The organism is Microbulbifer taiwanensis, from assembly GCF_014904815.1.
Taxonomy (GTDB): domain Bacteria; phylum Pseudomonadota; class Gammaproteobacteria; order Pseudomonadales; family Cellvibrionaceae; genus Microbulbifer; species Microbulbifer taiwanensis.
This window is the reverse complement of sequence record NZ_JACZFR010000068.1, coordinates 14,566-35,362: the sequence shown is the minus strand read 5'-3', so window position 1 is coordinate 35,362 and position 20,797 is coordinate 14,566. Positions and strand designations below refer to the sequence as shown.

Sequence of the window (20,797 nt, the reverse complement as noted above, 5' to 3'; positions counted from 1 at the left end):
GTTTTTCTGCCTGAGCCGCTGAGGGTAATTTGCGAGAATCTTCTTTATTCATTCCCGCATTGTAGCGTAATATTCCATTGCCGAGTTAATAAGGGGAAATCACCTGATTTATTTTTCTCGACGCTGTCGATATCATCCGCTTCAGTTGCTGCCGTTCAGGCGCAAAGTCAAGACCCATCGATCCTGCTGTGGATAATACACTCCAGAAGCAGTGAATGAATCTCCTACTCAACAGGGTATGCAAACCCATAAAAAGCTTTCTCATCAAATCCGAGAAGGTGGCAAAACCCCAAAGATACATTTTGACTTGTTCGAAGAGTTAATTCCTCTCCTTGAATGATCACTGACTGCCCATAATTCGAACACATATGGTCATAATTGACACCTGAGTCCTTATAGGCCTCTCTTTCGGCTGGAGGGCCCGCTACGACAAACACCTGCCCCACGCCCTCGTAATTGTATGTCTGCGCCCCAGACTTTTTATTCACCCTTACGAAACCGCAGGGATACGGAACCCCCAACTCCCGGCCTTGTGATGCACCATTAACCCTTATGCTGCACTTACCCCCCTGGTTATACAATTCAAGTTTTATAGAGTTGTGACTGGTAAGGGTGAGAAAACCTGGATCTGCTTTTGCCTGGCATGCTGATACGTAAAGGCAGAAGATGATCACCGAGAGATATAGAGCAACCTTTACACAGCCCATCGGTCTATCTGATTGCATTAGCATTATTTCAACTCCCAAAACCAAACGTGCTCGCCTCTCTTTCGATAAGCTGCAGTATCATAGGAGCCTTTCATCTGCATCGAAAATCCATCCCACAAATCTATATGGTCTGTGCTTCCCCATCCGTTCATGATAAACACCATCCCCCGCTTGTCGCGAAAATGCTTTATATTGTCATCAATGCTTCCATTAAATATGGATTTTTTAACCCCGACCCCCAATAGACCGGGCTCCCTGTAAAAAACATTTGCGAGTTCCTGGGCCGAGCGAATATGACCAGGCTTATGATCTCTGAACTTTGAGGAATAACCAGAGCAGCGCTTCTGTATTTTTCCTGCCAGGGATACACCACTATCCTCTAACGCCTTTCCCATACGCATCGCACACTGGTTCCCAAATGTGCTCTGATCACAGACAAAATCACGCCCGACATGACTTTTCCACTGAGTAGCGAATATTGCCACAACCAATCTCCTTATTAGTTAATGTGCCCATTAATCCGGTACCACCCATCCAAATCGCTGAATATAGGAATCAGGTACTAGAGTTCAATATCCTTATGTCAATCGCAATATTTACCAATATTACCCGGTGTTGTTAAAATAGCGGATTACAAGGTCTAATAAAAGTGTCGCCTCACCGAAGCTCTATCTTCCCATACGCCACCTGACTAATCGACCCCATGGGTAAATTGCAGCTAATCGCGCAAGCCTCTTTACCTTCGTTGTCAAAGAGCCTTTAAGGGAGTGGCTTCGATGGTATCAAAACGGTGTGATTCAGCAGCTTTGCCACCACACCGATTTATCTGGATAAGCGCAACTCGCAGGACTAGAAAGAACGCCGGCGATAGTAGCGGTAGTTCGGCGTCCAGAAATTGCGCTCTATCGCTCGCTCCAACCGCTCATCGTCGACCACAGGTGCGACTCCATCCTCTTGGGCCCGCCTGCCCACCGCCATGGCGATCTGGCGGCTCACCGCGCGGATCTCCGACAGTGACGGCAAGAGCGCGCCCTTCCCTTCGCGCACCACGGGAGCGTGTTCCGCCAGGGCATTGGAGGCAGCCATCAGCATATTGTCTGTTACCCGGTTGGCACCGGAGGCGATGGTGCCGAGACCGACACCGGGGAAGATATACACATTGTTGCACTGGGCGATGGCATGGCTGCTGCCATCCAGTTCCACCGGCGGAAAGGGGCTGCCGGTGGCCACCAGGGCCTCGCCCCGGGTCCAGCTCAGGATTTCCTGCGGCGTCGCCTCGGCGCGCGATGTCGGGTTGGAAAGCGGCATGACCAGCGGCCGCGAGCAACCCCTGTGCAGCGCCTCTATCACCGGCTGGGTAAAGAGACCGCCCTGCCCCGATACGCCGATCAGGATACTGGGCTCGACCTTCTGGACCAGTTCCAGCAGATCCCATTCGCCGACGCCGTCGAATCTAGCCGCATCCTGGGCCAGGCGGGCCTGGAAATCATGCAGGCCCTTCATGTCCGATGTCACCAGGCCGTAGCGGTCGAACATAAAGATGCGCCCGCGCGCCTCGGCTTCCGTCAGGCCCTCGCCCACCATCGCCATTACCACCTGCTCGGCAATACCGCAGCCGGCGGAGCCGGCGCCGACCACCAGCACTTTCTGCTGGGACAGTTTTTCGCCGCGGGCCTTGCTCGCAGCCAGCATGGTGCCCAGGGCCACAGCTGCGGTGCCCTGGATATCGTCGTTGAAACAGCACAGCTGGTCGCGGTAGCGCTCCAGCAGCGGCATGGCGTTGGTCTGGGCGAAGTCCTCAAACTGCACCAGCACCTTGGGCCAGCGGCGCTTCACTGCGGCGATAAACTCGCCTACAAATTCGTCGTACTCCTCCTGGGAGATGCGCTCGTGACGCCAGCCCATATACATGGGGTCGTTCAGTAGTGTGCGGTTGTTGGTGCCCACATCGAGCATCACCGGCAGTGTGTAGGCTGGGCTGATGCCGCCACAGGCGGTGTAGAGTGACAGCTTGCCGATCGGGATACCCATGCCGCCGATACCCTGGTCGCCGAGGCCGAGGATACGCTCGCCGTCAGTGACAACGATCACCTTGACGTTTTGCTTGGTGGCGCTGCGCAGAATATCGTCCATGTATTCCCGATCCGGGTAGGACACGAAGAGGCCGCGGTGGTTGCGGTAGATATTGGAGAACTCCTCACAGGCAGCGCCGACCGTGGGCGTATAGATAATCGGCAGCATCTCTTCGATATGCTGTTCGATCAGGCGGAAGAAGAGTGTCTCGTTGTCGTCCTGGATGGCGCGCAGGTAAACATGTCGCTCCAGGTCGGTGCTGCACTGCCGGTACTGATGGTAGGCGCGCCGCACCTGCTCACCAATTGATTCGACATTGTTCGGCAACAGCCCGACCAGGTTGAATTCTATCCGCTCCTGTAGTGTGAAGGCGCTACCTTTATTCAGCAGCGGCATTTCCAGCAGCGAGGGGCCGGCGTGGGGAATATAGAGAGGGCGTTTGTCTTTGTTGCTCATAAACCTGCTTACATCGAATTCGGTGGGAACCAGTGCGATAGGGATGCCGGGGTGCAGGAGCGTTTTTGTGACCGGCTATCGCAGGTCTGGTCAAATAACACCGCTCGCAGCGCCCCCGCGGCAAAGGCCGGAAGACTAGCGACTGCCATCTAAGATAACAAGGTCTCCGGGGCGTCCAGCTTCGATGTCGGCGCCAGTCCCTCTACCTCCACCGTGAGATGGAACACCCGTGGGCAGCGCGCTTTCAGCTCCCGCTCCAGCTCGTCGACCACCCGCTCGGTGCGCTCCAGGGTGGCCTGGATCACTGCCCGCGTCTCCGCGTACTCTCGCACCTGGTCATTGAGGCGCTCCTCGGGCACCCGCGACAACAGCGCGCGTTCGTGGGCATCGATGCGCTCACGCATATCCCCCACAAGGCGCTCCTCGCGCAACTCCACCTCGGCCACCACTACCGTATGGGCCTCGTCGACAATGATGGAACGCACATCGTGAAAGCGCTCTATCTCCGGGTGCAACTTGCAGATTTCCTGGAAATCCCGCTCGGCGCCTGTGTCGCGGATACTGGTGAGAAAACGCATGTTGATTTTGCCGAGGAAGATAGCGGTCACCCCGAGCATGCTGGCGATGATCACCGAAAAGCCGATATCCCATAACTTGTTGCCGGTCAATTGGGTCAAGGCGATACCGGTTGCGGCGAGAAGCACCCCGGTAACCGCGATGGAATCTTCCAGCAGCACTGCAATCAGGGTCGGGTCGTCCGCGTCGCGCAGGTAGCGCAGCGGGTTCTTGGCCCCGGCGGCGCGCATACGTAGGGTGAACTCCTTGCCAGCCACATAGAGTACGTAGGCCTCCAGCACCAGGGCGATAAAAAGCACCACCGCCGAGATCCAGATGGGCGCTATATCCAGGCCCAGAAGAGAGACGGTGTCCGGCCGCTCGATCACGTGCAACTGGTGGTAGGCGTGCCAGGCGTGGGCCAAACCCAGGCCGCAACCGATCGAAAACAGGCCTATCGCGCTCCACAGGTTCCACAGGTACTTCTTCTGCCCGTGGCCGAAGGCGTACTCCCCGTCCGCCGGTTGCCCGCCCCTGATAAGGCCGATCATCAGGAAAACCTGATTGAGCGTATCCATAAGACTGTGTACCGCCTCATTCATCATCGAGGCCGAATGAGTCGCCAGTGCAGCCAACCCCTTTAAAACCGTAACGATGGCGTTGACGCAAATGGCGTAGAGCACTGCTTTTTTTGAACCTTGTGCCATGAAGCCTTCCGATATCCCTGTTTATTGCATGGAGCTGTTTTATCGCACGCTACTCTACCGTGTCAGGGGATTAAACGACAACGAAAATTAGCGGTTGTCACTGGAGCTACTACAAAGTTGATCCGAACACACCGCATTTTCATACATACTTACCTGCCAATGTTACTGGTTGACTGAAAGCACGGGCGCCATGCCCGACTTAAGATTCAATCGGGTCGTCGACATAGGAAATGCCGTTAAACTCCCGCAATGACAACACAGTCATTTAAGGTTTAGTGAGCACTTGTCACGTGCAATTCCTCGGGAATACATTGAAATCATTCATGCATGGTTGTTCCGAGACCCAACACTCTAAAGAGCCGGGTAAGTACCTGTTGTTTTGCGATAGAGGGATATTCCATGCGCCAGATTTACACCGTGTTGCTGCTGTCGGCCTTCCTCGCCGCCTGCGGCGGTGGTGACAATACTGAAGACGGACAAGGGGACAGTGCCGCCACCAGTAGCGTAGAGACTCCGGCGGCATTGAGCGCCGGTTCACAGGGCGCAGAACAGATTCCCCGGCAACGGGCAGCCGCTTCTCCGCCATCCCCCGAGCCCGCGGCCGCACCGGCGAAAAATGCGGGCACCAGGCCCAACATACTCCTGATAGTGTCCGACGACACCGGCGTCGGCGACCTCGGTCCCTACGGCGGCGGAGAGGGGCGGGGCATGCCGACACCGAATATCGACCGCATGGCTGCAGGGGGCATGACCTTCTTCTCCTTCTACGCGCAGCCCAGCTGCACACCGGGCCGCGCCGCCATCCAGACGGGGGCGCATCCCGAACTGCAGCGGCATGACCACCGTGGCCTTCCAGGGCCAGGGCGGTGGCCTGGACCTGATGGCCACTTACGCCAGCCTCGCCGGTCTGGAACTGCCAAAGGATGACCGGGAGGGAAAACCCATCATTTTCGACAGCTACGATATGACGCCGGTACTGGCGGGCAGCGGCAAAAGCCCGCGCAACGCGTGGTTCTACTTTACGGAAAACGAACTCACGTCTGGTGCAGCCAGGGTCGGTCAATACAAGGCCGTATTCAACCTGCGCGGCGATGACGGTGCGGATACCGGCGGTCTCTCCATAGATACCAATCTCGGCTGGAAGGGACCCGAAAAGTATGTGGCCATCTCTCCACAGATTTTCGACTTGTGGATGCCCCCAGGAGCGCTACGAAATATTCATGAACAACTTCACCGAGCGCACCTGGACACTCGTCACCTTCAACGAGGCAATCACGGAGCTGATGAAGAGCTATATCCAGTATCCGCCACGCAAGCTGCAGAGTGAAAGCTACAGCGGCCCGATAACCGTTACCGGGTACCAACGCTTCAAGTACGTCAGGGATGCGTTGGATAAGAGGTGCCAGTATCCCCATGCCAACTGGGAATTAGCACCAGGCCGCTTCGTGGAAGGCGCGATCCTGATTATCAGCTCTCCGGTGGCGGCCGTCCGCAATATTTGACAAGGCCTGCTCCGATTCCTGAGCAGGCCTTTCCTTTAAATGACTTTCGGACGGATCGCGTTGACCTGATAGCGACAGAGCCGGCTAATTGCTGCCAGAGGCGCCCGCCTCCAGCTGCTTCTGGATCTTCTCCAGATTGAAGGAACCCGGGGTCTGGCTGGGTGGATAGTCCTTCATGGTCTGCAGAAACTTTGCCGCGTACTGTTGCATTGGCACCAGTACGAAAGCTCTTTCCAGGAACCAGTCGTTATAGGAATTGGCATTATGCTGGGCACGCTCGAACGGATCGCGACGCAGGTTGAATAATAGGGGAAGTCGGAGTTCGACAAAGGGCTCGCGCCATACCTCGAAGGCCTTGGCACGGTTTTCCAGAAAAACCGCTTTCCACGGCTTGTAGCGCATCGCCACTATAGCGCCGTCGTCGTTGACATAGATGAATTCGTTGCGCGGTGACTCTTCCGTCTTACCACTGAAATAATCCAGCATATTGTAGCCGTCGATATAATTGCGGTAATTGCGCCCGTTCAGGCTTACGCCCTCCAGCAGCTGCTCCTTGATATCGGGATTACCTCCTACCGCCGCCAGCGTCGGCAGCCAGTCTTCGTGGGAGACGATACCATTCAGGGTTTTTCCAGCCGCGAATTTTCCCGGCCAACGCACGAAGGCGGGAACCCGGTAAGCGCCCTCCCAATTGGAGTTCTTCTCACTGCGGAAGGGCGTGATGCCCCCATCGGGCCAGGTGTTGTAGTGGGGGCCGTTGTCGGTTGAATAAAATACAATGGTGTTGTCGGCGATGCCGAGTTGATCCAGCAGGCTCAGTAACTTTCCGACATGCTGGTCGTGCTCCACCATGCCATCGATATACTCGTTGCTATTGGGACCGCCGAGATTCTTGTGTTCCTCGCGCACGTGGGTCTTGAAATGCATGCGGGTCGCATTCCACCAGACGAAGAAAGGCTTGCCGGCCTTGTGGGCACGCTGGATAAAATCGATCGCCGCGTTCAGGGTTTCATCGTCCACCGTCTCCATGCGTTTCCTGGTCAGCGGACCGGTGTCCTCAATTTGTCCACCTACCCTGGCGCGGAGGACGCCGCGGGGGCCGAATTTCTTGCGGAATTCCGGGTCTTTCGGATAGTCACGGTGTTCCGGCTCCTCCTCGGCATTGAGGTGGTAGAGATTGCCGAAGAATTCGTCGAAACCGTGGTTGGTCGGCAGATGCTCGTCCAGGTCACCCTGGTGGTTCTTGCCGAACTGGCCGGTGACATAACCGAGGCTATTCATTACCGTGGCAACCGTCACGTCGGACTCCTGCCAGCCCTCTTTCGCACCGGGCAGCCCCACCTTGGTCATGCCCGTCCGCACCGGCACATTGCCACCAATAAAGGCGGCGCGACCGGCAGTACAGGACTGCTGGCCGTAGTAATCGGTAAAGGACAGCCCCTCCCTGGCGATGCGGTCGATATTCGGGGTGAAATAGCCCATCAGCCCGCGGCTGTTGAAGCTGATATTGGTGATGCCGATATCATCGCCCCAGATAACGAGAACATTGGGTTTTTCCTGGGCCTGGACGGCGCCCTGATAGAACAGAAATAGCGATAGCGGGACCAGTAGCAGCCCGCGCAGTGAGGATAGGTACATCATTTCCTCCCGGATACCCGCCTGCCTGTGAACTGAATCCCCGGAGGGGCAGGCAGTCCCCGGGGCAGATAAAGAAACGTACACCGGTACTCCCCCGGGGCGCCGCTAGTGGGCCATGCGGGAAGTTCGATAACAAAGGAGCACAGCCAAAGCGTTCAGACCAAGGCGAGAAAGCGCAGGAATAGCCACGTTATTTCAAGCTTTCTCAACGCAGAGCCGGGCGCTTTGGCGATGCGAACTGTTACACAACTTTCCGCATGGCCCACTAGCGGTTGCCCCAGGGGAAAATAACCTTCCAGTCATCCTTCATATCGACTACCGTCCAGCCCTCCTTCGGCGCTGCCTCCAGGGCCTTGTCGAGTCGACCGATAGGGGAGTCCCGATCGTAAGCCCACTCCCGTTTCGGGTCGGTATGGTGCACCAGCAGACCGAAGCGGGGACCGCCGCCAGCCGTAGTCCACTGCAGCATCTCGAAATCCCCATCGGAGTTGCCGGCGGCGAAGATGGGCCGGCGGCCGATATGCTGGTAGATACCCACCGGCTTACCGGCCTTGTCGTCGATCAGGTTGACCTCGGGCAGCTTCACGATGACGGGCTTGCCGTCGCGCACTTCATACCTGGCCTTGAGGCTGCTGCCAACCACCTGCTCCGGCGGAATGCCGTAGGTATCCTCGGCGAAGGCGCGCAGGAAGTCGATGCCGCCGCCGGAGACGATAAACGTCTTGAATCCGTTCGCCCTCAGATAACTCAACAGCTCCAGCATTGGCTGGTAGACCATCTCGGTATATAGCTTGTTCGTCACCGGGTGTCGCGCGGTCGCCAGCCATTTCCTGACACTCCCCTGAAACTCCTCCCCGGTCATGCCTGAATGAGTGGCGGCGAGCAGTTGTATCAGCGCCGGCTTGCCCCCCGCGAGCGCCTTACCGGTGTCGCCCCTGATGATCGATGCGAAGGGCTCCTTTTTTTTCCACTCAGGGTGTTGCGGCGCCATTTCCTTGACCTTGTCAATGGCATAGATCAGTTGGAAATAAAGAGGCTGTTCCGCCCACAGGGTGCCGTCGTTGTCGAAGGTGGCAATACGTCTGTCCGCGGGCACGAACTCGGGGGATCCCTCCTTCGTCACCTTTTCAACAAATGCAATGACGGACTGCTTGGTTTTGCCGTCATTCCACGAGGGCAGAGGATCTGCCGCGGAGACGACGCTGAACCCCAGAAAGCTCAGCATCAAACCCAGCCTGAGGGCGCCGAGCAGGCGGTTTCCAAGGGTCATGGTATTTCCTCAACAACATCCAGGAAGCGCGACAGGAGTTCGCAATATTTGTGCCTTAACTCACCATAGCCGGAAAGACGGCAATGTGTGAATCGACGACTTCAAAACTGGCTGGTCCGGCTGTCCTCAAGTGCCCCAGGCGTCCTCCTGAACCGGCCGCAGGCGGCCAGATTGGCATAAATTACTTCTACAAAATAACTAAACTGCGGTGGAGACACCGCTATCCTTGGGTGTTCATGAACATAAATCGGCCCCGCCAGCGTATCCCGGCAACAATAAAGTGAATGATGTCTGAGGAACCCATGCCGACCGCCCTGAGAATCCTGCTACTCCTGGTGCTCATTTGCGCCTGCGACGGAAAAGACCGACAAGAGCGGCCGGCCTCTGCGCCCACCGACAGGCCTCCCCTGGAAAGTGATGCCCGGATGGGCGACCCCGGTGCCCGGATTGGCGGTGCCGATAGGGCTTACATTGGCACACAGGAATGCGCCGGTTGCCACAGTGAGCAGTTCCAGGCCTGGCAGAGGTCCCATCACGACCTCGCCATGCAGAAGGCCAGTGAGGACACGGTGCTGGGCGATTTCGACGATGCGAAGTTCGAGTATTACGGCACCCAGTCCCGCTTCCATAGAAAGGATGGCAACTACCTGGTGCGCACGGATGGCCCGGATGGCGAGCTGCACGACTACCCCATCGCCTACACTTTCGGCGTCTATCCCCTGCAACAATACCTGGTCGAGTTTCCCGGCGGCAGGTTACAGGCTCTCAGTATCGCCTGGGACAGCCGCAGCGAGTCTGAGGGCGGCCAGCGCTGGTATCACCTGAACCCGGACGAGCACATCAAACACGACGACGAACTGCACTGGAGCGGTCTCAATTTCAACTGGAACTTCATGTGCGCCGACTGCCACTCCACCAACCTGCAGAAAAACTACGATCTCGCCAGCCAGACCTACAGCACCTCCTGGTCTGAAATAAATGTGGCCTGTGAAGCCTGCCACGGCCCCGGCTCCCGCCATCGTGAATGGGCCCGCAACCCGAATCCGGCCAGCAGCGACAAGGGCCTGTCCGTGTCCTTCGACGGCCGCAAAAAGGCGGCCTGGGTGATGGATACTGAATCCGGTATCGCCCACCTCCTGCAGCCGGCGAATACGCGAGCGGAAATTGAGACCTGCGCCCAGTGCCATTCGCGCCGCACTACGGCCTTCCCCGGCGCCCGGGCGGGCGCTCCCCTGCTCGATCACTTCAATCCCGCCCTGCTGGACGAGCCCCTCTATCACGCCGATGGGCAGATTGACGATGAGGTCTACGTTTACGGCTCCTTCCTGCAGAGCAGGATGTATGCGGCCGGTGTGACCTGCAGCAACTGCCACGAACCGCACAGTTTGCAGCTTCGCGTCGAAGGGAACGGCGTCTGCGCCCAGTGCCACCTGCCGGAAAAATTCGACACTGCGGAGCACCACTTTCACTCCACTGGCAGTGAGGGAGCCCAGTGCGTCAGCTGCCATATGCCCACGAAAACCTATATGCAGGTGGATGCGCGCCGCGATCACAGTCTCCGCATACCGCGCCCGGATCTGTCCGACAGGCTGGAAACACCCAACGCCTGCAGCGGCTGCCACACAGACAAATCCAGTGCCTGGGCGGCAGAGGTGCTGGAACGCAAATTCGGCAAACCCTCCGAAGAACACTACGGCGAAGCCATCTACGCGGGCCGCCACGGCCTGCCCGGCGCCGAAGCCCAATTGATGGCACTGGTCGCCGACGAGACCCAGCCGACCATCGCACGCGCTACCGCAGTCAGCCTGTTGCCGCGCTACCTCTCGCGGGAGAGCGCGCAATTGTTGCAGGTGATCGCCCAGGGCGATGATCCCCTGCTCAACCTCGGCCTGGCCAAGTCACTGAATTCGGTACCGCAGCAGATACGCCCGGCCCTGGCGATTCCCCTGCTGTACGAACACAGGCTTGTGACCGGCGCACTGGCGGCCAACGCCATGGCCACACTGCCGATGGACAACTACCCGGCGGCCGTAAGAGAACAATTCGCGCGAGCGTTGAACAACTACCTGGAATCGGAAGGGTCCAATTCAGACCGCCCTGAATCCCTCACCAACATCGCCGCACAACATATGTTGCGCGGCAACCGGAAGCAGGCGGAAGCCTTCTTCGATAGGGCAATATCCATCGCGCCCTATTACGCCCCGGCCTATATCAACCTGGCTGATTTCTATCGCACAGCCGGGCGCGAACAGGAAGCTGAGGCACTGCTGCGCAACGGACTCGACAGCGTCTATGATAAGTCCCCGCTTCAACATGCCCTGGGGCTCTCCCTCGTGCGCCAGAAGCGCATGGGCGAAGCGCTCGCAATCCTGCGGCAGGCAGCTGAAAATCCTCGCGCCACCGGCCGCTATATCTACGTGTATGCCATTGCCCTCAACTCTGCCGGGGAGCCCCGGAAAGCGATATTGACACTGGAACGGGGGCTGCAGCGTTTTCCCCATGACCGCGAAATTGTCCAGGGGCTGGCCGCGCTCTACCGGGAACAGGGCAACATGGAGAAGGCAGGAGAATACCAGCAGCTTCTGTCACAATAGACTGCCACCACTCGCCGTTGGCATGCCCTCTTTATCCCGGTTCGCGGCGGCCGTGATCCATTAAGGTCTGGATAAATTGAACGGAAATAGACAATAACAAGCGCGGGAAACTGATGAGCGACCTGCACTTCGATGTCCTGATCATCGGCGCCGGCCTGTCCGGTATAGGTACCGCCTGCCACCTGAGCCGGGAGTGTCCACACAAGCGCTTCGCAATCCTGGAGAGACGCGACAAGATAGGCGGCACCTCGGACCTGTTCCGCTACCCCGGTATCCGCTCGGACTCCGACATGTTCAGCTTCGGCTTCGCGTTCCGCTCCAGGAACCGCCTTAAGGTACTGGCCGGCGACCCGCCATTCGCCAATATATCGGCGACACGGCGGCGGAATCTGGCATTGCTGACAGAGTGCACTGCAAGGGCAGCAGTACCCCTGGCGGCTGCTGAACGACGTTGAGAGAGATGCAAGAATCCTACTGGAGGCGCCGCTGGCGGACGGTTTCCTGCTGTTCCACGGCACCACTGATACAGAAGCAACCCGGGGCTCCACCACAGAGACGGCCGGCGCCTGACTAGAAACACGGCCCTGCGGCGTATCTCTGCACTTCCCCACGCCCGCCTGCGTACCCTCTTTGTACATCTCTCCGGCTGCACGCAGGTGCAGTTCGGGTCCGCCGCCACCACCAGGGTTTCCTCTCCCGCCTTCCGGACCTGCTAGTCTAAATTCAGTCACGTTATTTCTATAGGCCGCTGCGCGGCACGCGAAAGCCCCTGCAATATATCTCCGCGGAGGCCAACGCTGGCAGCTGGGATCGATCGGCGCACCACCAGGAAGAGCAACCAATGCGGGAAGACATAACGAAATCGGTATTTGCAAAGCTCTCGGTGAATCTGCTGTTTCTGCACCTATTTTCCGCCTTCTTTCTGATTCTTTGCGCGGCGATATTCATTTCTACCGTATCGACATTCACGCACTTCATCCTCACAACGGAAATCTACTATATCGACAATGAAATTCCCCAGGTGGTGATCAATGCCATCAGCAACCTGATTATTGCCCTGGCCATGTTCGAGCTCTATGTGGTGATCAGGATCAACCTCAATACGGAACATAAAATATCCACCTTCTTTGCCCTGCTGGGATCCGCCGCGCGTTTTATCATCGTTGTCTGTGTTGCCCTGGCACTGGAGGGGCTGGTACTGGTTATCAAGCTGGTTCAGGATGAGAAGACCGAGGAGTTGCTGGCGCCAATTGCGGTGATATTCTGTGCGGGGGTGCTACTGATCAGCCTGGGGCTGTTCCTGAAAATCTGTCCGGATAGAATAAAGCGAAGGTATGATGTCGACGCCGAGACCGACACCGCGCCTTAGGGGAAAGACAGGAAGCGAACTATAGGAAAAGAATCAATCCCCCCAGTAGATTGCAGTAAGAACTGACCTCAGGAGGTAGTGGTCCTGGATGACAGACGCGAGCGCACCAGGATTTCCGAAGTGAGCGTATTGTGCACCGGACAGCGGTTGGCGATATCCAGCAACATCTGCCGCTGCTCCCCGGTCAGCGAGCCCTCCAGAGTAATCTCCCGCACTATCTCATCGACCTTGCCCTCTTTCGATTCGCAGTCCTCGCAGTCCCTTGCGTGAACCTTCTGATGAGACAGTATCACCCGCACTTTATCCAGGGGTATCTCCTTGCGGTCAGCGTACATACGGATCGTCATCCCGGTGCAGGCGCCGAGCGCCATCAGGAGATACTCGTAGGGTCCAGGGCCAAGATTGTCACCGCCCAGGTCTTCGGGTTCATCGGCGACCAACAGATGCGGACCCGACTGCATCTGCTGTACGAACTTCCCCTCGAGGGTTTCCTCTACGGTGACAACTGTCGGGGTCGGGCCTGCCATGGATTCTTCCTCAGCTTTTCGGCGGCGGATTGGGCGTAACCAGATTCCACCAGAATTCGAAGGTATCCAGCATAGCCAGGAAAGTGTTCAGGGCATCCGTATCGCCACTGACCTTGGCAGATCCGTCTGTGATCTTGTCCTGCATGGTTGCAGTGCCGAGCATAATGTCGTTCAGCGACGCCCTATTGGTTGTGACGGTCGCGTCCGGTTTGTCTACCGGCTTCCCATAGTTGAGTACGCCGTTTTCCAGGACCAGTGAATAGCGCTGATCGACATCCGGAAGCTCGATATTGAACGCGAGATTCTTGCCAGCTGCCTTTTTCCCGTTCAGGCGAATAGCCTGGTAATCGAAGAACATCTCAATTGGCATATTGCGAATGGTGTCGGGGCTGGCGGTAACCGGCACTGGCAGCTTCTTGACACCTTCGCGGAGTTCCTTGGCACCGCTCAAGAAAAAGTTTCGCCAGGGACCATTTTCCTGTTGATAGCCCAATTGTTCCAGCGTGTCCGCAAGCAAGTTGCGCGCTACCTGGTTGTTTGGCTCCGCAGACACCAGTTGGTCCAATACCTGTGCTACCCAGCGGTAGTTGCCAGCATCATAGTCCCTTTTTGCCCGTTTGAGCACATTGTCAGCCCCACCCATATACTCGACGAACTTCTTGCCCGCCGCGGCAGGAGGCAGCGGGTAAAGGCGGGCGGGGTTGCCATCGAAAAATCCGAGATAGTAGTTCCAAACGGCGCGGGTATCGTGGTTCACACTGCCGTAGTAACCCCGGTTGGCCCAGTAGTCGGCCAGCTCCGGGGGCAACTCCATCATCTCGGCGGTTTCCACCATGTTGTAACCGTGGTTGGCCATACGCAGCGTCTGGTCATTCAGGTACTTGTAGAGATCCCGCTGCTTCTTCAGGTGATTCACCACATTCCTGTTGCCCCAGGTGGGCCAGTGGTGAGGCCCGAACAGCACCTCGGCCCTGTCACCCCAGCGCTCGATGGTGTCGTGCAAGTAGGAGGACCAGGCGCGGGCATTGCGCACCTTGGCACCGCGCAAGGTGTACAGGTTGTGCAATGTGTGATTGGCATTTTCCGCCGCAGACACCGCCTTCAGCTGAGGGATGTAGAAGTGCATCTCGGACGGCGCTTCCGATCCAGGCGCCAACATAAACTCAAAGGTCAGGCCATCCACATCCACTGTCTGGCCATTTTTCGAGATGACATCGGTCGGCGCAATCAGTGTCACGTTACCCGTCGAGGTACCGAGACCGAGGCCGGTTCCCAGACTGCCCTTCGGATCCTTGGGGATCAGGTTGCCGTACATAAAGCTGGCGCGGCGCGACATATGATTGCCGGCAAAGACGTTCTCGCTCACCGCCTCCTCGACGAATCCCTCCGGGGCGATCACTTTCACCTTGCCAGATTTCACGTCTTTTTCATCCACGATACCACGCACGCCGCCGTAGTGGTCAATGTGGCTGTGGGTGTAGATGACGCCGAGTACCGGCTTGTTGCCGCGGTGCTTGCGGTAGAGGTCCAGGCCCACCCTGGCAGTCTCCGCAGAAATCAGTGGGTCCATGACGATTACCCCCCTATCCCCCTCGATAAAGGTGATATTTGACAGATCCGCACCGCGCACCTGGTAGATTCCCGGTGCCACCTGGTACAAGCCGGCTTCAGACAGCAACTGCAGCTGGCGCCACAGGCTCGGATTCACCGTATCAGGCGCCGGCTTCCCATCGGCAAACTCGTAGGCACTGAGATCCCAGACGGTCTCGCCACTGGAATTTTTGATCATCCCCTTATTGGGCAGCGCCTCGATAAAACCGCGCTTGATATCCTTGAAATCCTGCTGGTCCTTGAATGGCAACGCTTTCAGCACGGCGGCGTTGGCCTTCCTGGTTTCCGCTGTCGCCGGTTTTGGCTCCTGCCCCTGGGCAGTGACCGCAAATAGTGCGCCGACCGTCAAACTGACAATTACCTGAAACAATCCCCTGCTTTGCATCACTTCCAGCTCCCGTAACTTTGCAAACCCCATATTTCACGCTAAAGCTCAAACTGCACCGAGGCACCAAAGAAGTGCAGCGCCGTATCCTTGTAAGTGCCCTGCAGGCGCGGATTGAATGGAGGACGGCCCCGCTGGTCGATGTCGATGTCTCCGGACCATACCAGTGTATAACCAATGTCGAGATGTACCCCTGGGCACAACTCCCTACCAGCGCCAAGTCCAAAACGGAATGTCTGCCAGGTTGGTGTATCTGCGGTTACCTGCGCCTCTGATGCCATGGAGCTGTCATAGGCAAACCCGGTTGACAGCGACCAGTCCTGCAAGGGGCCACGGGAAACAGCGTGGCGAACCCCCAGGGCAAAGTGGCCCGTGTCCTTGTAGCCGCGATTCACCCTGAGCGAGGTCTGGTCCGGGTTGTCGATTTCCAGGCCGACGCCCGCATACTCGGTCCAATCCTGCCAGGCGAGATTGGCATAAATGGTAGTGGCGGCTGTCAGTTTCTGTTGCAGACTGGCGGTAACGGTAGCCGGAACATTCAAGTCAATTTCGGTTTTGGTACCATCGAAACGCTCGACGAGGGGCTCGAATAAGGGCCCGAAATTATCCAGTGTAACCCGGTCGCTGAAGTCCGCCTCGACCTTCGATGTATAAGTCAGACCGAAAGTCGTCTCAGGTACCGGCCGGTAAATGATGCCCAGGTTGCCGCCGTAGCCGATATCGGTATCCCGGTACTTGAAGCGCGCATCTTCGGGAATCAGGCCTGCGCGAGGTTCGGACCGGTACTTAAAATAGAAGCCCATAATGTTCAGGCCGGCACCGACGGAAAGACAGGGATGCACTTTCCAACTCAGGGAGGGAATCGCACTCATGCCTATCAGGACCGATTCCTGGGCAAATCGCCGCCCGGCCCAACTGTCGTCGTAATCCAGGCCAAGGCCAAAATTTCCAGCCAGAGCCACACCCCAACCGAGATTATCCGCCAACCTCCCCGCCACAAAGGCGCCACCGCCGGGAAACCAGCCAACAGGGTTACCGCCATCGTTACCCGAAACATTCGTCAGGCCACCCTCAGAAAAGCCGATATCGCCATACATTGCCTGACCCGCAGCTCGCATCTCGATGCCCTGGCGCCACACGGTACCTGCCGGGTTGGTATAGGCGGTGGAGGCATCTTCCGGCATAGCTGCCCAACCGGCGCTGGCAGTACCCAGGGTAGGTGTGCCGATTTCCCACAGCATCAGACCGCCGGCATTGGCGAATGGCGCCATCGGCAATACACAGGTTGCAGAAATATATGCAATATTTTTGATGGTTAAATTTCGCAACCCCATGACAAATTCCAAACCTCATCCGGTGAAAGTTTTCGCTTCGTACAGTGTAGGCCGGAAGTTCCCGATGCTATCTTATGGCGCTAACGATTATTTCCAGCCGAAAAATAGAGGCTCTGGCGCCATTGTGTGCATTTATTTTCCGAGAACCGATGCACTAATAGGCCGCCACCAACCCATGGCCAACCTCCTGCCAACCACCCAGGCTCAGCCATTCAGAAAAAAAGTTTGGCGGGCGAATGGACAGACCTGGCCGGCCGTTTCTGGCGTTTCGATGCCCAGGAGCTGACCCCGGACACCAAATACACTCTGCAAGTCCAGGACCAGAGCGGCAATGCGCTTTGAGATTCCTGGCTTTTGAAGACATTTCCCACGCCGGATAGCGAACCCCGGGTACTCAGAATCCTGAGTTATACCTGCGCACGCGGATACGACGGCCCGCCCCTCAAGAGCAAGGGCTTTTTTCTCGATATGGCGGCGCGGCGGCGCCTGCTCGCCCGGGCATGTCCTACCAGCCGGACATGGTGATTCCCAACGGGGATCATATCTACTGGGATATCAGGACCTCAATGAACAAACCCTTTGCGAAGTTCATAGAAACCGAATACTGGCCCAAATCTGGCGGTCCACTCGACATATCCCTCCCGAAGATGGATCCGCGCAATGCGGTAACCTACCTGACGGTGAACGACTGCCGCCGCGGCGTCGATTACACTGGAGATCGCGCCAGAACAATGCCCGAGAGGGTGGAGAGTTGAGCCTGGAAAACCCAATGCATGTCGTCACCAGCGGCACACTCGATACCGGGGATATCGGTTTTCCGTCCTCCTATGGAAAGATTGGCGCCAGCAATTCACAACTGGCTGGTTAAAAGGAAGCGCTGAAACCGACAGCGGAAAATGGTTTCAGCATTATCGATGTGACATCGGGAAAAATGACCTTCCAGATGCTCACCTGGCGACCGCCGCAGGATCCGGCGGAAATTGACACCATGAAGCCCATTTTCATCTACGAAATTCCACGCAAAAGAGTTTGAACACAGGCAGCTTCCGGGCGACATTCGAATACCTCAGAAGGACCTAGCTGATTGTCACGCTAGTGGCTTTAGACGTTAAAAGCTTTGAGTAAAGATGGCTTTAAATCCTTAGGCATCACATAGCCTTCTGGGCACTGGTAGAGTTCGATACGGCACTGAGTTCGGCTCATATCGATAAGCGTATATCCATTTCGCTCCCGTGGCGTGAGTAACGCTTCAGCGACCAGTGACTTGGGAATCTTCGCACTGAGACCGCGGGCCTTGCTCAGCCATCCAAGTCCGCCAACGCCGACCGGGCCACTAAGAATGGACGTTACCGGATTGGAAGCAAGATCCAAACTTCCACTGCGCTTTATCTGTCCGGCGCCAAGCAGGTGGAGATCACCGGAGACAATTAGAGGCTTGCGCTCTTTTTGCAGCGACAGCGCCTCTATCAGGCGTTGATGCTGGGACCACCAGCCCCGTTGCCACATAAATTTATTGCCTTGACCATCGCCTTTTACCTCCGCGAGCAGGGTGTCCTCTGACTCGATCAGGTCCGGATACCACTCCCGCCATTTGCCGGCCGTCCAGCCCATCGGGTGTGAAGGAATGTGTATCAGGTGGCGGGTGTCTTCCAGGGCGGTTTTTTCCAGCAGCCAGTCCTCGACGGTTTGTGGTATCAGACCCGCGTCGTCACCAGCGAGGTTGAGCTTGCCACCGCAGTCATACAGGGCGCCGCAGAAGAGATCCCCGAATCGCGCCGCACCGAAGTGGGTCGACAGTGCGATGGTCTCTTCTGTTGTGTACCCCGGGAAAGCCGTCGGCAACTCCTCCTCCACTATGTATTCCGGGAAGTACTGGGCCTGCAGGGTATCGCGCAGATCCTGGTGAAAATTGTTGGGCGGAAATGTCACCAGTTCCGGCGTCGCATCGTCATTATCGAAATAGTCGTGATCATCCGTCACGAAATAGACTGGTGTGGAGCGGAATCTTACTCCGTAGGCTTTGCCAATCTGCTCATCGGCAATCGCCTGCAGCGTTATCTCGTTTTTGGTCCCTTTTACCGGCAGGCTTTCATCGAAGCTCCCATAGCTGCCGAGGAAGAGATCAATTGCCATTCTGGCCATGGCGCTGTCCGGGTTTTTCACCCAGGAGCGATAGTCCCAGTAGATATGATCCCCGTTGGAGATCACCATATCGGGCTTCTGCCCGACAATGGTGTCGAACAGTTTCTGGCGGTAGACGACGGGCTTGAAAGCGTGGCGGTTGCCGGGCAACACCGGCAGGTCCGGACCGCCGGCGCAGGTATAGCTGATAACCCTCAGACGTTCGGCTTTTTGCGCCGGGTCCGGGAAGGTTTTCAGCGGCCAGGGATCACACAGTGAAGTACCTGACGGATCGTGCAGCTGCAACTGGTATTCGGTATCCGGGCTGAGGTCGCCAACCCTGAATGCCCAGAATCGCCCCAGGGTATCCTGCTGGCGACCACTAATGGAACGGTTGCCGACCTTCAGAATCGGCGCCCTGTCGCGCGCCGACAGAAAGGAGAGCTTGATATTGAACGATCGGTGGGACACCAGCGGTATCAGATGCTGGAGGTCCCCCTGGTACCAGTTGTCGGGAGAGCGGTAATCCCCGGAGCAGGCGGTTGCACTTAGAACAGTGGCGCCCAGCCCCATCTTCAACAGGTTGCGGCGACTTAATTTTGAATCGATCATAACTACTACTCAGACTATTCCAATCGGTGCGCAATGCAGCATCTGACCTCTATCGCACCCGCTTTCGACAAATTGTTTACCTGGGCCCGGTCAATGCTTCGACCAAGGCGCGATAGAGTGTGACCGCTTCTTCCTTGCTCGCGGGTTCGTATTCCGAATCCGCACTGGTTTGGACAATGACCACGCCGTGTTCTGGATCGGCATAGATAAACTGACCACCAAAACCGACCGCCATAAATTCCCCCCTGTCACCCTGCGGTATCCACCACTGGTAGCCGTAATCCATCATCGTGTGGCTGGGCAGGTTGCGCACGGCCGGGTTGTCCGCCGTGGTGGAGGCGCGAATCCACTCCGGCGACAGCACCTGCTCTCCTGCCCATTGCCCCTCACTGGCGACCATCATTCCGAGCCGGCCGAGATCGTGCAGACCGGCAATAAAGCCACCGAAGCCCAGTTCAATGGCCTCCTGTTCGTTATTTCGGTCAATCAGCCAATAGGCTGGCTGCTCGCTGCCGATTTTCTTCCAAAGATATTGCTCGGCAAATTCGGAAACCTTCTGCCCGCTGACACGCTCGATCAGAACCGTCAGTGCCTGGGTGTTGGTATTCAGGTACTCCCAGGTCTCCCCGTGTCCCCTGTCGGGCCTGCGCAGCGCGGTACGCGGCTGGCCCCGGAGATCGCCCTTGCCGTAAGCGAGACTCTTGGCCGACGCCGCGCGGATATCGCGCCCCTCGCCTCCCGCGCCGGTATCCGCGCCTTCGATATACAGAGAGGTAGTCATTTGCAGGACATTCTTGATACTGGCGCCATCGAAGGCGCTGCCTGCCAGCTCCGGCAGATAGTCGACGATGGGATCCTCGACGCTCTTTATCATTCCCCGATCTACGGCAATTCCCACCAACAGGCTGACGATGGACTTGGTGCTTGAGAATAAAATCGACCTGGAATGCGGATTGCTGCCGTAGTAATGGCTTTCATGGGCAATTTCCCCATTGTTGAGCACGAGAAAGCCGGTGACACGGCGTTGCTCGATATAGTCGCGAAGCCTTCGCTCTTGTCCGTCAAACCGGTAGCTGACCCGGTCGATGGAAAGCAGCTTTTCCGCAGTGGGCAAAGAAGTACCACTGGCACTATCCAGCTTCCGGCTCGGATACAGGTTTTGCAGCTGGCGAAAATGAATGGGAGCCGCTTCGTTTTTGTTGCTGAAGTTGGCGGATACCTGCCGCACACGCCAGTCAACGTCTCCCCTCTTCTCCGCCGCTTCGGCGAAACCCGTTGGAGCTGATAGTAGGACCACACAGAGGAGGGATTTTAAGTTGATCAACTGCATACTCTT

At 57.2% G+C, this 20,797-nt stretch carries 17 protein-coding genes; 6 read left to right on the top strand and 11 right to left on the bottom strand.

The window, feature by feature from the left end:
* Nucleotides 1-224 precede the first annotated feature (224 nt).
* The 4 genes from IG627_RS19790 to IG627_RS19775 all read right to left on the bottom strand — a co-directional run bounded on the left by IG627_RS19790 (nt 225) and on the right by IG627_RS19775 (nt 4,498).
* A complete protein-coding gene (locus tag IG627_RS19790; protein ID WP_226865477.1) occupies nt 225-746 on the bottom strand; it encodes a hypothetical protein in 522 nt (173 codons plus the stop codon).
* Nucleotides 731-1,192: a T6SS effector amidase Tae4 family protein gene (locus IG627_RS19785; protein ID WP_193194891.1), complete on the bottom strand. Its 462-nt coding sequence runs from the start codon at nt 1,190-1,192 to the stop codon at nt 731-733. Before IG627_RS19785 ends, IG627_RS19790 begins: the two co-directional genes overlap by 16 nt.
* 364 nt (nt 1,193-1,556) lie before the next feature.
* Nucleotides 1,557-3,236, bottom strand: coding sequence for an NAD-dependent malic enzyme (locus tag IG627_RS19780; RefSeq protein ID WP_193194889.1), 1,680 nt, complete (start codon nt 3,234-3,236; stop codon nt 1,557-1,559).
* A 149-nt stretch (nt 3,237-3,385) separates the two neighbouring features.
* Entirely contained in the window at nt 3,386-4,498 is a 1,113-nt protein-coding gene (locus tag IG627_RS19775) for a cation diffusion facilitator family transporter (protein ID WP_193194887.1), read from the bottom strand.
* Nucleotides 4,499-4,897: 399 nt separating this feature from the next.
* Between IG627_RS19775 and IG627_RS20975 the strand changes: the two genes are divergently transcribed.
* Nucleotides 4,898-5,425, top strand: a complete 528-nt coding sequence (locus tag IG627_RS20975) for a sulfatase-like hydrolase/transferase (RefSeq protein ID WP_226865476.1) — start codon at nt 4,898-4,900, stop codon at nt 5,423-5,425.
* Nucleotides 5,426-5,718: 293 nt separating this feature from the next.
* Nucleotides 5,719-6,000 carry a hypothetical protein gene (locus IG627_RS20970; protein WP_226865475.1) on the top strand — a complete coding sequence of 94 codons (282 nt, stop codon included), beginning with the start codon at nt 5,719-5,721 and terminating at the stop codon, nt 5,998-6,000.
* A gap of 84 nt (nt 6,001-6,084) precedes the next feature.
* On the opposite strand, the gene IG627_RS19765 is transcribed toward IG627_RS20970, so the two are convergent.
* Nucleotides 6,085-7,638 (bottom strand): arylsulfatase, encoded by a 1,554-nt coding sequence (locus tag IG627_RS19765; RefSeq protein ID WP_193194885.1) that lies wholly within the window; start codon nt 7,636-7,638, stop codon nt 6,085-6,087.
* Between the two features lie 265 nt (nt 7,639-7,903).
* Nucleotides 7,904-8,908 carry an HAD family hydrolase gene (locus IG627_RS19760; protein WP_193194883.1) on the bottom strand — a complete coding sequence of 335 codons (1,005 nt, stop codon included), beginning with the start codon at nt 8,906-8,908 and terminating at the stop codon, nt 7,904-7,906.
* A gap of 287 nt (nt 8,909-9,195) precedes the next feature.
* On the opposite strand from IG627_RS19760, the gene IG627_RS19755 reads away from it, so the two are divergent.
* The 3 genes from IG627_RS19755 (at nt 9,196) to IG627_RS19745 (ending at nt 12,871) form a co-directional block, all read left to right on the top strand.
* Nucleotides 9,196-11,502 carry a tetratricopeptide repeat protein gene (locus IG627_RS19755; protein WP_226865474.1) on the top strand — a complete coding sequence of 769 codons (2,307 nt, stop codon included), beginning with the start codon at nt 9,196-9,198 and terminating at the stop codon, nt 11,500-11,502.
* A gap of 113 nt (nt 11,503-11,615) precedes the next feature.
* Nucleotides 11,616-11,957, top strand: coding sequence for an FAD-dependent oxidoreductase (locus tag IG627_RS21220; RefSeq protein ID WP_193194881.1), 342 nt, complete (start codon nt 11,616-11,618; stop codon nt 11,955-11,957).
* Between the two features lie 386 nt (nt 11,958-12,343).
* A complete protein-coding gene (locus IG627_RS19745; RefSeq protein ID WP_193194879.1) occupies nt 12,344-12,871 on the top strand; it encodes a hypothetical protein in 528 nt (175 codons plus the stop codon).
* 68 nt (nt 12,872-12,939) lie between these two features.
* Here the strand turns inward: IG627_RS19745 and IG627_RS19740 are convergent, their stop codons facing one another.
* Genes IG627_RS19740 through IG627_RS19730 form a run of 3 tightly spaced genes read right to left on the bottom strand, consistent with a single transcriptional unit; the run spans nt 12,940 to nt 16,740 of the window.
* Nucleotides 12,940-13,398, bottom strand: a complete 459-nt coding sequence (locus IG627_RS19740; protein WP_193194877.1) for an OsmC family protein — start codon at nt 13,396-13,398, stop codon at nt 12,940-12,942.
* 10 nt (nt 13,399-13,408) lie between these two features.
* Nucleotides 13,409-15,394: an alkyl/aryl-sulfatase gene (locus tag IG627_RS19735; protein WP_193194897.1), complete on the bottom strand. Its 1,986-nt coding sequence runs from the start codon at nt 15,392-15,394 to the stop codon at nt 13,409-13,411.
* Between the two features lie 41 nt (nt 15,395-15,435).
* Complete coding sequence (locus IG627_RS19730; RefSeq protein WP_193194875.1) at nt 15,436-16,740, bottom strand: OmpP1/FadL family transporter; 1,305 nt, start codon at nt 16,738-16,740, stop codon at nt 15,436-15,438.
* A 488-nt stretch (nt 16,741-17,228) separates the two neighbouring features.
* Between IG627_RS19730 and IG627_RS19725 the strand changes: the two genes are divergently transcribed.
* On the top strand, nt 17,229-17,483 hold the full coding sequence (locus tag IG627_RS19725) for a hypothetical protein (RefSeq protein ID WP_193194873.1): 255 nt from the start codon (nt 17,229-17,231) through the stop codon (nt 17,481-17,483).
* Between the two features lie 346 nt (nt 17,484-17,829).
* Here the strand turns inward: IG627_RS19725 and IG627_RS19720 are convergent, their stop codons facing one another.
* Nucleotides 17,830-19,461, bottom strand: a complete 1,632-nt coding sequence (locus tag IG627_RS19720; RefSeq protein WP_193194871.1) for a hypothetical protein — start codon at nt 19,459-19,461, stop codon at nt 17,830-17,832.
* A gap of 76 nt (nt 19,462-19,537) precedes the next feature.
* Complete coding sequence (locus tag IG627_RS19715; protein ID WP_193194869.1) at nt 19,538-20,791, bottom strand: serine hydrolase domain-containing protein; 1,254 nt, start codon at nt 20,789-20,791, stop codon at nt 19,538-19,540.
* Nucleotides 20,792-20,797 lie beyond the last annotated feature (6 nt).